Raw genomic sequence first — 15,829 nt, 5'->3', positions numbered from 1 at the left:
CCAACGGGAGCGGGCTTGCCCGCGAAGGCGGTCTGACTGACGACACGGATCTCCAAATCAGCCGTATGGAAGCCTGTTATGCGTTGCCTGCTGTTCGCTTGTCTGTTGCTCGGTTCTCTGCCCTCCTTCGCCCTGGATCGTTTTCAGGTCGAAGGCTATGCCCTGCCCAATGGCCTGCAACTGTTGCTCAAGCCCGGCACCGAGCGTGGACATGTGGCGATCCGGCTGGTGGTCGGCGTAGGTCTCGATGACTTCGATTGCGATGAGAAAGAGCTGCCGCACCTGCTCGAGCACCTGCTGTTCAGCGGCATCGATGCCACCGGCGAAGGCGGTCTGGAGGAACGCATGCAGGCGCTGGGCGGCGACTGGAACGCCTTCACCAGCAACGCCGACACCACGTTCGTCATCGAAGCCCCGGCGAAAAACCAGCGCAAGGTCCTCGATCTGTTGCTCGATCTGCTGACCCAGACCCGCATCGACGACAACGCGATCAACGCCGCCAAGCGCGTGGTCGAGCGCGAGGACGGCGGACATTACACGCGTCTGCAACGCTTCCTCGACCGCCAGGACCTGGGCCACAGCGCGAGCAATCAACTGGCGGTCGAGCTGGGACTGAAATGCCCGCAGCGGGCTGAGGTCGACAAACTGACCCAGCAACAACTGGAGAAGGTGCGCAAGGCCTGGTATGCGCCGAACAACATGACCCTGATCGTCGTCGGTGAGCTCGACAAACTGCTGCCGGCCTATCTGGAACGCACCTGGGGCGCGCTCCAGGCCGTTGACCCCAGCGAACACCGGCCGTTGCCGGACATCCGCACCAGCGCCGCCCATGAACGCACACTGATGCGCGGCTTCATTGGCGACAGCGCCAAGCTGCACTGGCTGGTGCCTGAGCCGGTGCTGGACGATCAGTACGACGAAACCTTCGATCTGCTCAAGGAGTACCTGGAATGGGCGCTCTATCGCCAATTGCGCCTGGAACACGGCTTGTCCTACGGGCCATGGGCCGAGCGCGAGGTGTTCGGTGGCGTCGGTTTCATGAGCCTGAACGCCGATCTGGATCGCAATGACATCGACGAAGCCAGACAGGTGCTCGAAGACCTGAAGGCTGAACTGCTGAAAAACGGCCTCGATCCCGAAACCTTCGCCCGGCTCAAGCAAGCCGCCATCGCCCATCAGGCCTGGGCCGTGCAGGGCAACAGCGCGATGGCCGACTACTACTGGAGCGCGCTGGGCGACTACGAAGACGGCCGCTTCGCCGACCCCGCCCGGGAGCTGCAAGGGGTGACGCTGGACGCGGCGAACAAGGCCATGCGCGAACTGTTGCTGCAACCGGGCTATCTGCGGATCGAGAAGCCGCTGCTCAGTGATGATCAGGTGGTATGGCTGGTGGTCGGTGGCCTGGGAATTGTGCTGCTGACGTTGCTCGGCTGGCGTCTGCACCGCCGCAAATCTTCGGCCAGGCACTGAATCCAACAGGGCTTCAGTGTGTTTTTTACTGACCGCGAACCTCGCCACAAGCGCTCGCGGACGTTACCCTGTCGGGGTTTTTTCCTATGACGTCGTGAACCGCCCAAATGTCCAGACTGACCCTTCTGATCCAGCGCATTCTCGAACTGATGAAGCGCTATCCCGGGGTCATTGCGCTTGGTGGTTTCATCTCCGGGGTCGGCAGTTTCATCCTGGTCGACCGGCAGCAGGGGCTGGCGAGCTGGATCACCACGATCATGCTGTTGAGCTGGATCTGGCTGATGCTGGAAAACAGCCTGACCCAACTGTTCACACGGGTCTTCAAACGGGAAATTCCCCAGCCGCTGTTGCGCTACGCGACGCAGATGATTCACCAGGAAAGCCTGTTTTTCGTCCTGCCGTTCTTCTTCATCACCACCACCTGGAACAGCGGCCAGTTGTTGTTCACCGGGCTGCTCGGCGTCGCGGCGCTGATTTCGATTGTCGACCCGCTCTACTACAAGTGGCTGGCGCCGCGCCGCTGGGCGTTTCTCGCGCTGCACACCCTGACCCTGTTCGCCGCCCTGCTCACCGCGTTGCCGGTGATCATGCACCTGACCACTTCGCAGAGCTTCAAGTGGGCATTGGGAATTTCCGTGGTGCTGTCGTTCCCGAGCCTGGCGTCGATCTTCCCGATCCGCACCGTGCGCAATGCGCTGGCGATTCTCGGCATCACCGTCGGTATCGGCGGCGTGGGCTGGGTGCTGCGTTCCTGGGTGCCACCGGCAACGCTGTGGATGACCGACGTGGCGATCAGCACCCAGGTGCAGGATCGCACCCCCGGCGCCAGCCTCGAAGAGGTCAGTGCCGAGCAGATCCGCAACGGCGGTCTCTACGCCTACACCGCGATCAATGCGCCGCGCGGGCTGGATGAGCGGATCTATCATGTCTGGCAGTTCAACGGCAAAGAGGTCGACCGCATCGCCCTCGATATCCATGGCGGGCGCAAGGAAGGCTACCGGGCGTGGACGCACAAGCAGAATTTCCCCGGCAATCCGGTGGGCAAATGGCAGGTGCGGGTCCTGACCGAAGACGACCAGTTGATCGGCGTGCTGCGCTTCAACGTCACGGACAGCACACCGACCAAAGAAAAGTAACCGGGTTCGTGCTATTACGTAGCTTCGCGTAAACAGCCGAACAAGCACGGAGCTTATGACCAGCCGCTCGATGACCGGTAATGCCCAACTGGACACGTCGCTCAGCCCTGCCCGCCTGCGGGTCACGGGGGACTGGACGCTTGCTCATTACGCCGACCTCAAGCTCCTGAGCGAAAAGCTCCACGGCCAGTACGACGCCAACACCCCTATCGACCTCAATGGCCTCGGCGCCCTCGACACCGCCGGCGCCTCGCTGCTGGTGGAACTGCTCGGTTCCGAGCGTCTGGGCATGTCCGCCGAACACCCCGATTGCACCTTGTCCGCCGCCGACCGCGCGCTGCTGCAAACCGTGTACCGCTCGCTCACCGATTTCTGCGTACCGATCAAGGAGCCGGAAATCAGCGTCAGCGTGCAACTGCTGACCCGCATCGGTCGCGCCGTCGACACGGTCTGGCAAGACACCCTGCAACTGCTCGGCTTCGTCGGGCTGATCCTCGAAACCCTGGCCCGAGGCCTGTTCCGGCCCAAGCGCTGGCGGATCACACCGATGATCGCGCACATCGAACAGACCGGTCTCGACGCCGCGCCGATCGTTGCCCTGCTGACTTTCCTCGTCGGCGCCGTGGTGGCGTTTCTTGGTGCTACGGTGCTCGCCAGTTTCGGCGCGAGCATCTTTACCGTCGACCTCGTGGGTTTCGCCTTCCTGCGGGAGTTCGGTGTGTTGCTCACCGCGATCCTGATGGCCGGGCGCACCGCCAGTGCGTTCACCGCGCAGATCGGCTCGATGAAGGCCAACGAAGAGATCGACGCGATCCGCACCCTCGGCCTCGATCCGATGGAGCTGCTGGTGGTGCCGCGTGTGCTGGCGTTGCTGGTGGCGTTGCCGATGCTGACCTTTCTGGCGATGGTCTGCGGAATCGTTGGCGGTGGCGTGGTCTGCGCGGTGTCGCTGGGGATTTCCCCGGCGATGTTCCTCTCCCTGCTGCAAACCGACATCGGTATTCAGCATTTTCTCGTGGGGCTGGTGAAGGCGCCGATCTTTGCGTTTCTGATTGCGGCGATTGGCTGCCTGGAAGGCTTCAAGGTCAGCGGCAGCGCCGAATCGGTGGGTGCCCACACCACGTCGAGCGTGGTGCAGTCGATTTTCGTGGTGATCGTGTTCGATGCGGTGGCCGCGTTGTTCTTCATGGAGATGGGCTGGTGAGTCGTCTACCCCGCGCGCCGTCCGAGGCGGTGATCGAAGTTCGTGGCCTGTGCAACCGCTTCGGGCGCCAGAGCGTGCACGAGAACCTCGACATGGATCTGTACAAGGGTGAAATCCTTGCCGTGGTCGGCGGTTCCGGCAGCGGCAAATCGGTGCTGCTGCGCAGCATCGTCGGTCTGCGTCAGCCCAGCGAGGGCGTGGTCAAAGTGTTCGGCAAGAACCTGCCGAGCCTGCCCGAACACGAACGCTCACTGATCGAGCGGCGTTTCGGAGTGCTGTTCCAGAAAGGCGCGTTGTTCTCTTCGCTGACCGTCACCGAGAACGTCGCCCTGCCCCTGATCGAACATGCCGGCCTGAGCCGCAACGACGCCGAGCATCTGGCGGCGGTGAAACTGGCGCTGGCCGGGCTGCCGCTGTCGGCGGCGGACAAATACCCGGCGTCCCTCTCTGGCGGCATGATCAAGCGCGCGGCGCTGGCCCGGGCGTTGGCGCTGGACCCGGACATCCTGTTTCTCGATGAACCCACCGCCGGCCTCGATCCGATCGGCGCGGCGGCGTTCGATCAATTGATCCTGACCCTGCGCGATGCGCTGGGCCTGAGCGTGTTTCTGGTGACCCACGACCTCGACACGCTCTACACCATCACCGACCGGGTGGCGGTGCTGGCGCAGAAGAAAGTGCTGGTGGCCGGGCCGATCGACGTGGTCTCGGAAACCGACGACGCATGGATTCACGAATACTTCCACGGCCCTCGCGGCCGCTCGGCGCTGGACGCCGCCAAATTGCTCAACGAGGTCTGACATGGAAACCCGAGCCCATCATGTGTTGATCGGCCTGTTCACCGTGATAGTGGTGGCCGGCGCCCTGCTCTTCGGTCTGTGGCTGGCCAAGTCCAGCGTCGACACCGAGTTCAAGGATTACGAAGTGGTGTTCAACGAGGCGGTCAGCGGTCTGTCCAAGGGCAGTCCGGTGCAGTACAGCGGGATCAAGGTCGGCGACGTGGTCAGCCTGCGTCTCGACCCGCAGGACCCGCGTCGGGTGCTGGCGCGGATTCGCCTGGGCGGCGACACACCGATCAAGGAAGACACCGAGGCGAAACTGGCGCTGACCGGGATCACCGGCACCTCGATCATCCAGCTCAGTGGCGGTACGCCGCAGAGTCCGAAGCTCAAGGGGCACGACGGCAATCTGCCGACGCTGATCGCTGCGCCCTCGCCCATCGCCCGCCTGCTCACCGACAGCAGCGACCTGATGAGCAGCATCAACGTGCTGTTGCACAACGCCAACCAGATGTTTTCGGCGGACAACGTCGAGCGCATCAGCAATACCCTCGCTCACCTCGAACAGACCACCGGTGCGATCAACGATCAGCGCGGCGATCTGCGTCAGGCCATGCAGCAACTGACGAGCGTCGGCAAACAGGCCGGCAGCATGCTCGAACAGACCTCGGCGCTGATGCGCAACGCCAACGGCCTGCTCAACGATCAAGGCAAGCAGGCCCTCGGCAGCGCCAGCCAAGCGATGAAATCCCTGGAACAAAGCAGCGCCACCATTAATGAGCTGCTGAGCAAGAACCAGACGTCCCTCGACAGCGGCATGCAAGGTCTCAACGGCCTGGCCCCGGCCGTGCGCGAACTGCGCGAAACCCTGAACTCGCTGCGGGCCATTTCCCAACGCCTTGAGGCCAACCCCAGCGGCTACCTGCTGGGCCGTGACAAGAACAAGGAATTCACGCCATGAAGCTGCCCCGTCTCGCCCTTCTGACCCTGATCGGCACGGTACTCGGCGCGTGCTCGATCCTGCCCGAGTCGGTGCCGTCGGATGTCTACCGTTTGCCGGCGGCCCAGGTTCCTGCGTCGGCCGGTTCTGCGACGCAACACTGGTCGCTGCGGCTGAACAAATTGCAGGCCAGCGAAGCGTTGAACCGACCGAGCATCGCGGTGATCCCGCAAGGTGATGTGATCAGCAGTTACAAGGCGTCGCGCTGGAGCGATCCGGCGCCGGTGCTGGTGCGCAATCGACTGCTGGACGGCTTTCAGCGTGACGGCCGGGTGACGCTGCTGAGCACCGATGACAGCAACTTCCAGGCGGATCTGGAGCTGGGCGGCAGCTTGCAGGCGTTCCAGACCGAATATCAGGGCAGTCAGGCCAGCGTCGTGGTGCGTCTCGATGTGTTGTTGGTGCGCGGCTATGACCAGCGAATCCTCGCCAGCCGCCGCTTCGAAGAGCGTCAGCCGCTGAGCGACGTCAAGGTGCCAGCGGTGGTCGCCGGGTTCGGTCAGGCCAGTGACCGGCTGACCGCGAAGGTCGTGGCGTGGGCGGTCGAGCAAGGGCAGAAAGTCGCCCCGCCGCCCCGCTCTTAAGCCTTACATCGAACCCGAATGTGGGAGCGGGCAAGCCCACTCCCACAGATGTCCCACCGAGGTTTTGTTCAGCCGAAGAACCAGTAGCAGACGCCGATGGCGCCCAGCACGCCGGCCAGTTCTGCGAGCAACGCGCAACCCACCGCATGCCGCGCGCGCTGGATCCCCACCGCGCCGAAGTACACCGCCAGCACGTAGAACGTGGTCTCGGTGCTGCCCTGGATCGTCGCCGCGACCAGCGCCGGGAAGCTGTCCACGCCCGAGGTCTTCATGGTCTCGATCAGCATCGCTCGGGCGGCACTGCCGGAGAACGGCTTGACCATCGCGGTCGGCAGCGCGTCGACGAAGCGCGTGTCCCAACCGGCCCACTCGACCAGATGACGGATGCCGTCGAGGCCGAAGTCCAGCGCCCCGGAAGCGCGCAGCACGCCGATCGCGCAGAGCATCGCCACCAGATACGGCAGCAGGTTCTTGGCGACGTCGAAGCCTTCTTTGGCGCCCTCGACGAATGCCTCGTAGACCTTCACCTTGCGTAACGCGCCGATGATCAGGAACAGCATGATCAGACCGAACAGCGTCAGGTTGCCGAGGATCGACGACAGGCTCGCCAGCGCCGTTGCCGACAGGGTCGCCAGCAGCGCCATGAAGCCGCCGAGAATCAATGCGCCGGGCACCAGGTAGGCCAGCACCACCGGGTCCCAGATGCGCAGGCGCTGCATGAACGCCACCGACAGGAAGCCAACGATGGTCGAGCAACTGGTTGCCAGCAGGATCGGCAGGAACACCAGGGTCGGATCCGGCGCGCCTTGCTGGGCGCGGTACATGAAAATCGTCACCGGCAGCAGGGTCAGCGACGACGCGTTGAGCACCAGGAACAGGATTTGCGCGTTGCTGGCGATGGTGGCACTGGGGTTGAGTTCCTGCAGCGCTTTCATGGCCTTGAGGCCGATGGGCGTGGCGGCGTTATCGAGGCCGAGGCCGTTGGCGGCGAAGTTCAGGGTGATCAGGCCGAGCGCCGGGTGACCGGGCGGCACTTCCGGCATCAGTCGCAGAAACAGCGGTCCGAGCACTTTCGCCAGCCATTCGACGATGCCGGCCTTCTCGGCAATGCGCAGGAAGCCCAGCCACAGGGTCAGCGTGCCGAACAGCAGCACCATGACCTCGACCGACAGCTTGGCCATGGCAAAAATGCTTTCCACCATCGCCGCGAAAATCCCGGCGTTGCCGCCGACCAGCCACTGCGCCAGCGCCGATACGGCTGCCACGATGAAGAAGCCAAGCCACAGGCCATTAAGCATCAGTCAAATCCCCCGGAAGATGCGGCGAATGATAGCGGGGCTGCCAGAAACGACAAACCCCGGATTGCTCCGGGGTTTGTGTGTGAGGCCTGTCGCGACCTTGTGGGAGCAGGCTTGCCCGCTCCGACAGGTTCGGATCAGTTGCGGGAGGTTTCACCTGCCGGCAGCTTTTCCTTGCTGCGCCAGTGCGGCAGGGAGTTCCAGTAGCGCTGGCCCTTGGCGTCGTCGTACATGCCTTCCCAACGTGCGATGACCAGCACGGCGAGGGCGTTGCCGATCACGTTCAGGGCGGTACGTGCCATGTCCATGATGCGATCGACACCGGCGATGAATGCCAGGCCTTCCAGCGGGATACCGACGCTGCCCAGGGTCGCCAGCAGCACCACGAAGGACACGCCCGGTACGCCGGCGATGCCTTTGGAGGTGACCATCAGGGTCAGGACCAGCAGCAGTTGCTGGCTGATCGACAGGTCGATGCCGTACAGCTGAGCGATGAAGATGGCCGCGATGCTCTGGTACAGGGTCGAACCGTCGAGGTTGAACGAGTAGCCGGTCGGCACCACGAAGCTGCAAATGGCTTTCGGTGCGCCGTAGGCTTCCATCTTCTCGATCACGCGCGGCAGCACGGTTTCGGACGAAGCGGTGGAGTAGGCCAGCACCAGCTCATCCTTGAAGATGCGCATCAGCTTGATCACCGAGAAGCCGAAGAGGCGGGCGATGAGGCCCAGCACTACAAAGGCGAAGAAGGCAATGGCGACGTAAACCAGGATCACCAGTTTGGCCAGCGGCAGCAGCGAAGCGAAGCCGAAGTTGGCGACGGTCACCGCGATCAGTGCGAATACGCCGATCGGGGCGTAGTTCATGATCATGTGGGTGACTTTGAACATGCTTTCCGAAACGCCCTGGAACATCTTCACCAGCGGCTCGCGCAGGTCCGATTGCAGGCTCGACAGACCGAGGCCGAACAGCACGGAGAAGAAGATGATCGGCAGCATCTCGCCACGGGCCATGGCCGCGAAGATGTTCGATGGAATCAGGTTGAGGATGGTCTCGATGAACGCGTGTTCATGCTGTACTTCGGCAGCGGTGGCCTGGTACTTGGAGATGTCCACGGTGCCCAGGGTGCTCATGTCGATGCCGGCACCCGGATGGAACAGGTTGGCCAGCAACAGACCGACGATGATGGCGATGGTGGTGACGATTTCGAAGTAGATGATGGTCTTCAGGCCAATGCGCCCGAGTTTCTTGGCGTCGCCCACACCGGCGATGCCGACGATCAGGGACGAGATGACGATCGGGATCACGATCATCTTGATCAGACGGATAAAGATATCGCCTGCCGGTTGCAGGACGTTGCTGATCCACCACGCCTTCTCGGCACTGAAGTGGTTGAGCAACGCACCGATTGCAATCCCCAATACCAGACCGATGAGGATCTGCCAGGCGAGGCTAAGCTTTGCCTTCTTCATTATCTTTACCCTTACTTGCGTTTGACTCAGGCACATGCAGGAACTGGAACGCTCTTGGCGGAAAAGTCTGTGCATCTGCCTCCGTATAAGGTGCCCCCGAAGCGCGTATTTGCGCTCTCCGGCAGGCGAAAAAAGGCGCAACTATTCCGATGCGGGGTTGCGACGTCTAATGCCGTAAACGCCTACCCTATGCCGAATCGGCATGAGATTTTTCAAATGAAACTGGCGTCCCAACCGGTTCGAATACGACATTTCGGCAGGCATAAGTGCCGTGAACCGGCCATTCCAGCGTAGTCCGGATGTTTTTTGATCAGCAGAATTGCGTCGGAAATTTCGGAAAAAGCCCACGTTCAGAGACAAAAAGTCCGAGCCATTAATTCGCTGCTTTCTCGATATACGGTCGGCTGGAAATACGGCGAAACGGTTTCGCGGGGAGTGTGCTGGAGAAAAGAGACGAGCAGAGCGCTCTAGATCAACGTTTTGTCGCGACAAAGCCCTTCGCAAGCCCGCCAGGGCGAGTGACGCCGGCGAACTTGCGTCGCAGCTTTTACCCTGACCCGGCCCTCGACGCAGGCACTCCCTGTACCCGTAGGTCACTCCGACCCTGAAACAGTCAGAACGTCCCGGCCCCTTGGTCATGCGCCAGCCTTCCTCGGGTGGGCGCAATGGAAGGCAGCTTCACTGCCCTCATGTTCGAAACTTCAGTACCAGTTCGGATCTTTCTTCAATGTTTCCATCAACAGATCCTGCATGCCCTGATCGGGTTTGCCGAGGAAGCGGTAGGTGGCATGTCGCGTGGGCGACTTGTCGGCCGGCAGTCCCTCGGGCACATCGACCAGCATGGCGTAGGCATGCTTCTTGTCGAAACTGAAAGCGACGATCAGGCGGTGGTTGAGGCACTTGTCCTGCGATTCGCAGAGTGGCCCGACCAGATACTTGTCGCCATCTTCAGTCACTGCATTCATTTGCTGGTCTGGCGTTCCGGAGAGGTTCATCACCCATTCCGGCAGGCGTTCTTCCTTTTTCACCACGCCTTCCCAGGTTTCCCTGTATTGCGCGTCAGAGCTTAGCAACTCATTGACTCGCGCCTGGCCATCATTGGCCGCTATCGCCATGGCACTACCGCCCAGAAGCAGGGCGGCTGCCAGTGTCTTTAAAGCACTCATGGTCAACCTCGGCCGCGACGGCCAAAGAAGAACGATGCGATGAACATCACCAGGAACACGACAAACAGAATCTTGGCGATACCCGTGGCGGTGCCCGCGATACCACCGAAGCCCAGTACGGCGGCGATGATGGCAATGATCAGGAATGTGATTGCCCAGCTCAACATGGTGATTCTCCTTGCTTCTATTTAGGGGTATTGCATTTCCCGGCGCGTGGACGCCCGAAACTGACTGGAAAAATGCTTAGAAAACCCAGCGCTCCTGCCGTGGCATCTCACCCAGCGGTTGTGGCTGGTCGACGTCCAGCATGCGCATCGAGGTGGTCTCGGTCTGACTGCTGCTGACGGCACTGAAGTGCGTCTGTGTCTTGTGCTGGATCGAGATCAGCGGCTCGGGCTGCTGGCTCTGCTCCCAGCGCAGGTACTGCTGGCAGGCAATCAACGTGATCAACAGGGCAAGCACGCCAAACAGGCCTTGCTGAATGTGCAGTGGCGAGATGCTCAGTTGGGCGGCACGTTGGCGAGTCATCCTGGTTTCCTCACTCTTGTTCGATGGGGGCAGTTGCAAATCTGCCCGGGCTGTCAGGGATATTGCAGCCTGCATGCCAGCTTTTTATTTTAAAAATATCCAATAAAATCAATAAGTTATAGATGATGTGAAAATCGTTCGCGACGCATCCTGCACGATGTGTCCGCCGTGGTCGTGCGTAATGCACGATTATTTCGTAGGAGATTTCATTCTTATGGAATTGAGAGCAGGGCGCGGATGTCAGAAAAGAACGCAGGCAATCGCCCGCCAATCGAGATTTGTTTAAAAAATCAACAAAATCAGTGGATTAGCCGTTAAGGCAGGAGAGAGCTACCCTCCTATGGCTGGCATCGTTCAGAATCAACCATGCAACTTGCCCGATTTTTCCGGGACTAACCCAAGACATTCACTTATGGAGCGTAGGAAAAATGGAATCAGCCACTGAGCACCAAGGCCGCATTCTGCTGGTGGACGATGAATCCGCCATCCTGCGAACCTTTCGTTACTGTCTTGAAGACGAAGGCTATACCGTTGCCACCGCCAACAGCGCGGCCCAGGCCGATGCGCTGTTGCAGCGCCAGGTGTTCGATCTGTGTTTCCTCGATCTGCGTCTGGGCGAGGACAACGGCCTCGACGTATTGGCGCAGATGCGCATCCAGGCACCGTGGATGCGCGTGGTGATCGTCACCGCCCACTCGGCGGTCGATACGGCGGTGGATGCGATCCAGGCGGGTGCCGCCGACTATCTGGTCAAGCCATGCAGCCCTGACCAATTGCGTCTGGCCACTGCCAAGCAACTGGAAGTGCGCCAGTTGTCGGCGCGACTCGAAGCCCTCGAAGGCGAGATCCGCAAGCCGAAGGATGGTCTGGATTCCCACAGCCCTGCGATGAAAGTCGTACTGGAAACCGCGCGCCAGGTTGCCGGCACCGATGCCAACATCCTGATCCTCGGCGAGTCCGGCACCGGTAAAGGTGAGCTGGCCCGGGCGATTCATGGCTGGAGCAAGCGCGAGAAGAAATCCTGCGTCACCATCAACTGCCCGTCGCTGACCGCCGAACTGATGGAAAGCGAGCTGTTCGGCCACAGTCGCGGTGCGTTCACCGGCGCCAGCGAAAGCACATTGGGGCGGGTCAATCAGGCGGATGGCGGCACGCTGTTTCTTGATGAGATCGGCGATTTTCCACTGACGTTGCAACCCAAGTTGCTGCGGTTCATTCAGGACAAGGAATACGAGCGGGTAGGGGACCCGGTCACCCGCCGCGCCGATGTGCGCATTCTCGCCGCGACCAACCTCAACCTTGAAGACATGGTGCGTGACGGACGTTTCCGGGAAGACTTGCTGTATCGCCTCAACGTCATCACCTTGCACCTGCCGCCCCTGCGCGAGCGCGCCGAAGACATCCTGACCCTGGCCGACCGCTTCCTCGCGCGTTTCGTCAAAGAGTACGCGCGCCCGGCCCGGGGCTTCAGTGACGAAGCGCGTGAAGCGCTGCTCGGCTATCGCTGGCCGGGCAACATTCGCGAACTGCGCAACGTGATCGAGCGGGCGAGCATCATCTGCCCGCAGGAGCGCGTGGAAATCAGCCACCTCGGCATGGCCGAGCAGCCAGCCAACAATGCCCCACGGGTCGGCGCGGCGCTGAGCCTCGACGAACTGGAAAAAGCCCACATCGGCGCCGTGCTTGCCACTGCCGGCACCCTGGACCAGGCTGCCAAGACATTAGGAATCGACGCTTCGACCCTGTATCGCAAGCGCAAGCAGTACAACCTGTGAGCGCCCGCCGATGAAACTGGCGATGAAGTTGCGGACCCGCTTGTTCCTGAGCATTTCCGCGCTGATCACCGTGGCCTTGCTCGGGCTGCTGCTCGGGCTGGTCAGCGTGATGCAGATGGCCGGCAGCCAGGAAGCGCTGGTGCGCAACAACTTCGTCACCCTCGATCTTGGCCTCAAGCTGCGGCAGACCCTCGGCGATCAACTGATCATGATGCTCGCCGAGAAGCCTGATCCGGCGGCCTTCGAAGCCTCGAAACAGCATTACTTCGAGTTGCTCGACGAAGGCATCGCCCAGGAGCAGCCGGATGACGGCCGCCAGTACGGGTTCAACCAGGCCAAGGCGGATTACCTGAGTTTTCTCCAGGCCTTCGAACAATCCCGCGACCCAGCGAGCGCTTTGAGTGGCGACGGTGAGCTTCGCGAGCGTTTCAACACCTTGCGCAATGGCCTCATCGCCGAGCACAAGCACGCTTTGGATAACATCAATTCGGTACAGCATGCGGCCCGTGACCGGGCACTGTTGATCGCCGGCCTGCTCGGACTCGTCGGCCTCGCAGTGCTGATTATCGGCTTCATCACCGCCCATGGCATCGCCCGGCGTTTCGGTGCGCCGATCGAGGCGCTGGCGAAAGCGGCGGACAACATCGGCCAGGGCAATTTCGAAGTGACCTTGCCGATCTCCTCGGCCATGGAAGTCAATCTGCTCTCCCGGCGCTTCGGCCTGATGGCCGAGGCTTTGCGCGAGCATCAGGCAACCAATGTCGACGAGTTGCTGGCCGGCCAGCAGCGCTTGCAAGCGGTGCTCGACAGCATCGACGACGGGTTGCTGATGATCGATCGCGAGGGGCATCTGGAGCACTTGAACCCGGTGGCCCAGCGGCAACTGGGTTGGGAAAGCGACCACTCCAACGAGGGATTGGGCACCGCATTGCAGCGCCCGGAACTGGATGCGCAACTGCAACTGGTGTTGCGCGGCGGCACGCTGGAGCGGGCCCCGGAAGACCTCAGCATCGAGGTCGATGGCGAATCGCGCCTGCTGACCTACAGCCTGACGCCGGTCAGCCACACCCAGGGGCATATCCTCGGCGCGGTGATGGTGCTGCACGACGTCACCGAACAGCGCGCCTTCGAGCGGGTGCGCAGCGAGTTCGTGTTGCGTGCTTCCCACGAGCTGCGCACACCGGTTACCGGCATGCACATGGCGTTCGGCCTGTTCCGCGAGCGGGCGAAGTTCCCCCAGGAGTCCCGCGAAGCCGACCTGCTCGATACCGTGAACGAGGAAATGAAGCGTCTGATGCAGTTGATCAACGACCTGCTGAACTTCTCGCGCTACCAGAGCGGCTTGCAGAAGCTGACCCTGGCGCCGTGTTCCATCGAGGATCTGCTGGAGCAGGCGAGCCTGCGCTTTACCGACGCCGCCGAGCAGAAAGGCGTGACGTTGAATGTGGAAGTGCAGGGGCCTTTGCCTCGCTTGCAGGCCGATCAGGTGCAACTGGACCGGGTGCTGGACAACCTGATCGACAACGCCCTGCGCCACACCGCCCGCGACGGGCTGATCCGCTTGCAGGCGCGTCGGCATGGCGAGCGGGTCATCATTAGTGTCGAGGACAATGGCGAAGGCATCGCTTACGGTCAGCAGGGGCGGATTTTCGAGCCGTTTGTCCAGGTCGGGCGCAAGAAAGGTGGAGCGGGCCTCGGGCTGGCGCTGTGCAAGGAAATCGTGCAGTTGCACGGCGGGCGGATGGGGGTTTATTCCCGGCCGGGGCAGGGCACGCAGTTCTACATGGCCCTGGCGGTCTAGGCCTCGTCGTCGAGGCGCCGACCGGCGAGCCGGCGGCCGCGAGTGATCAGCTCGATGAATTGCACCGCGCTCAGGGCATGGGCGAACAACCAGCCCTGACCGAACTTCACCCCTTCGCTGCTGAGCAATGCAGCCTGCGCTTCATATTCGATGCCTTCGGCGATCACTTTCAGATCCAGTGCCTGCGCCATATGAATGATGTGCGGGGCGACACCGCTGCTGGCGGCGTCATGGCCGAGTGCGTCGATGAACGCCTTGTCGATCTTCAGGCAATCCACCGGCAGGGTTTGCAGGTAGGCGAGGCTGCAATAGCCGGTGCCGAAATCGTCGATCAGCACCTGATGGCCCACATCGCGTAGCGCTTGCAGGTTTTCCCGCGCCACCACCACGTCGATCAGGCCGCGTTCGGTCACCTCGAAGGCAATCTGCCGCGCGGCGACCCGATGCAGGGACAGCAGCCGCGCCATGACCTGGCCGATACGCGGCACCATGACGTCGCACGCCGCGAGGTTGACCGAAATGTACAACTGCGGATTCGCCCGCAGCAGCTGACCGAGTTGCTCCAGCAAGCGTTGCAGGACGAAGTCAGTCATCTGGCGGATCTGCCCGGTGTTTTCTGCCATCGGGATGAACAGATCCGGGCTGGTCAGTGTGCCGTCCGGTCGTCGCCAGCGCAGCAGGGCTTCGGCACCGACGCAATTGCGGCTGTCGAGATCGAAGATCGGTTGATACAGCACCTGCAACTCGCCACGGCGGATCGCGCCGTTCAGCTCGGCATCCAGCGACTGACGCTGGCGTACCAGCCAGAACACCATGACCCCGACCAGCGCGCCCATCATCAGGCACAGCGGCACCATCCACCACCAGAGCTCGGGGATACGCATGCCGGTGCGCGGGGAGATCAGCACCAGTTGGTATTCCGGGTTGTCGGTGGGCATGCGGTAGATCAAGTGATCCTGAGTGACTTGCAGGGCATCCGGGGTTTTCGGTGGCCAGGGGTCGGTGGGCGGCCAGGTTTGCGGCACGCCGAGCACCGGGATCGCCCGGGTGCCGCGATCCAGCACCACCAGCAGGCTGCTGCCGGGTGACAGGTCGACCATGTCGGTCAGATGGCCGCGAGAGGTGGCGACGCGAAAGTTGCCGCGCCCCAGCATCAGCGCGGCGCGGTTTTCATCGGGTTCGGTGGTCGTGTTCAGCCAGTAGCTGTAGGTCGGGCCTTTGATGTCCGCCGGGCGGCTTACCGAAAGGCCTTCCTGGCGCGGCCGATTGGAGCAGGTGCGCTGCGCGTCCATGTAGGCCGCTTCATAAACGAAGCGATAGTTGAAGGTCACCAGTTGCAGGGTGGCGATCATCTCGTCATCGCAACTGCGCAGGGGTTGGGCTTCGAGGTCGTCGAGGCTTTCGCGCAACTGCCCGAACAATTGCTCCAGGCGGGCCAGGAAGCGCGCGCCCTGGGCGTTCATCTCCTGGCTTTCGCTTTGCTCGACCTGGCGCATGGCCACGAACAGCCCGCCGGTAATCAGCAGGCTCGCGCTGAGGACAGCCGCCAGCATCGCCAAAAACCACGGGCGATAAAACCAGCTACGCAGTGCCTCTCGGGTAGCAACCATCATGGATAT

Annotated in this window: 14 protein-coding genes; 8 read left to right on the top strand and 6 right to left on the bottom strand. The window is 62.0% G+C overall.

Annotation, left to right across the window (positions count from 1 at the left end; genetic code table 11):
- Positions 1 to 78: 78 nt before the first annotated feature.
- The 6 genes from KVQ74_RS00405 to KVQ74_RS00380 all read left to right on the top strand — a co-directional run bounded on the left by KVQ74_RS00405 (position 79) and on the right by KVQ74_RS00380 (position 6,173).
- A complete protein-coding gene (locus KVQ74_RS00405) occupies positions 79 to 1,470 on the top strand; it encodes a M16 family metallopeptidase (protein WP_217829021.1) in 1,392 nt (463 codons plus the stop codon).
- 107 nt (positions 1,471 to 1,577) lie between these two features.
- Complete coding sequence (locus tag KVQ74_RS00400; protein ID WP_217829020.1) at positions 1,578 to 2,606, top strand: DUF5924 family protein; 1,029 nt, start codon at positions 1,578 to 1,580, stop codon at positions 2,604 to 2,606.
- Positions 2,607 to 2,661: 55 nt separating this feature from the next.
- Positions 2,662 to 3,810 carry an ABC transporter permease gene (locus KVQ74_RS00395; protein ID WP_217829019.1) on the top strand — a complete coding sequence of 383 codons (1,149 nt, stop codon included), beginning with the start codon at positions 2,662 to 2,664 and terminating at the stop codon, positions 3,808 to 3,810.
- Positions 3,807 to 4,610: an ABC transporter ATP-binding protein gene (locus KVQ74_RS00390; protein ID WP_217829018.1), complete on the top strand. Its 804-nt coding sequence runs from the start codon at positions 3,807 to 3,809 to the stop codon at positions 4,608 to 4,610. Before KVQ74_RS00395 ends, KVQ74_RS00390 begins: the two co-directional genes overlap by 4 nt.
- 1 nt (position 4,611) lies before the next feature.
- Positions 4,612 to 5,550, top strand: coding sequence for an MlaD family protein (locus KVQ74_RS00385; protein WP_217829017.1), 939 nt, complete (start codon positions 4,612 to 4,614; stop codon positions 5,548 to 5,550).
- Complete coding sequence (locus tag KVQ74_RS00380) at positions 5,547 to 6,173, top strand: ABC-type transport auxiliary lipoprotein family protein (protein ID WP_217829016.1); 627 nt, start codon at positions 5,547 to 5,549, stop codon at positions 6,171 to 6,173. The genes KVQ74_RS00385 and KVQ74_RS00380 overlap by 4 nt, the downstream gene beginning before the upstream one ends.
- A 68-nt stretch (positions 6,174 to 6,241) precedes the next feature.
- On the opposite strand, the gene KVQ74_RS00375 is transcribed toward KVQ74_RS00380, so the two are convergent.
- The 5 genes from KVQ74_RS00375 to KVQ74_RS00355 form a co-directional block, all read right to left on the bottom strand.
- On the bottom strand, positions 6,242 to 7,471 hold the full coding sequence (locus tag KVQ74_RS00375) for a nucleoside recognition domain-containing protein (protein WP_217829015.1): 1,230 nt from the start codon (positions 7,469 to 7,471) through the stop codon (positions 6,242 to 6,244).
- Positions 7,472 to 7,608: 137 nt separating this feature from the next.
- Positions 7,609 to 8,940, bottom strand: a complete 1,332-nt coding sequence (gene gltP / locus KVQ74_RS00370) for a glutamate/aspartate:proton symporter GltP (RefSeq protein ID WP_217829014.1) — start codon at positions 8,938 to 8,940, stop codon at positions 7,609 to 7,611.
- A gap of 701 nt (positions 8,941 to 9,641) precedes the next feature.
- Positions 9,642 to 10,106 (bottom strand): inhibitor of vertebrate lysozyme family protein, encoded by a 465-nt coding sequence (locus KVQ74_RS00365; protein ID WP_217829013.1) that lies wholly within the window; start codon positions 10,104 to 10,106, stop codon positions 9,642 to 9,644.
- A 2-nt stretch (positions 10,107 to 10,108) separates the two neighbouring features.
- Positions 10,109 to 10,273 carry a DUF1328 domain-containing protein gene (locus tag KVQ74_RS00360; RefSeq protein ID WP_003177151.1) on the bottom strand — a complete coding sequence of 55 codons (165 nt, stop codon included), beginning with the start codon at positions 10,271 to 10,273 and terminating at the stop codon, positions 10,109 to 10,111.
- 76 nt (positions 10,274 to 10,349) lie between these two features.
- On the bottom strand, positions 10,350 to 10,634 hold the full coding sequence (locus KVQ74_RS00355; RefSeq protein WP_217829012.1) for a hypothetical protein: 285 nt from the start codon (positions 10,632 to 10,634) through the stop codon (positions 10,350 to 10,352).
- 428 nt (positions 10,635 to 11,062) lie between these two features.
- On the opposite strand from KVQ74_RS00355, the gene algB reads away from it, so the two are divergent.
- Both algB and KVQ74_RS00345 read left to right on the top strand, forming a co-directional pair.
- Positions 11,063 to 12,409 (top strand): sigma-54-dependent response regulator transcription factor AlgB, encoded by a 1,347-nt coding sequence (gene algB, locus KVQ74_RS00350; protein ID WP_217829011.1) that lies wholly within the window; start codon positions 11,063 to 11,065, stop codon positions 12,407 to 12,409.
- A 10-nt stretch (positions 12,410 to 12,419) separates the two neighbouring features.
- A complete protein-coding gene (locus tag KVQ74_RS00345) occupies positions 12,420 to 14,210 on the top strand; it encodes a KinB sensor domain-containing domain (protein WP_217829010.1) in 1,791 nt (596 codons plus the stop codon).
- Here the strand turns inward: KVQ74_RS00345 and KVQ74_RS00340 are convergent.
- A complete protein-coding gene (locus KVQ74_RS00340; protein ID WP_217829009.1) occupies positions 14,207 to 15,823 on the bottom strand; it encodes an EAL domain-containing protein in 1,617 nt (538 codons plus the stop codon). The two genes, KVQ74_RS00345 and KVQ74_RS00340, sit on opposite strands and share 4 nt — an antisense overlap.
- Between the last annotated feature and the right edge of the window lie 6 nt (positions 15,824 to 15,829).

Source organism: Pseudomonas botevensis, from assembly GCF_019145475.1.
GTDB lineage: Bacteria > Pseudomonadota > Gammaproteobacteria > Pseudomonadales > Pseudomonadaceae > Aquipseudomonas > Aquipseudomonas botevensis.
This window is presented reverse-complemented; position numbering and strand designations above follow the sequence as displayed.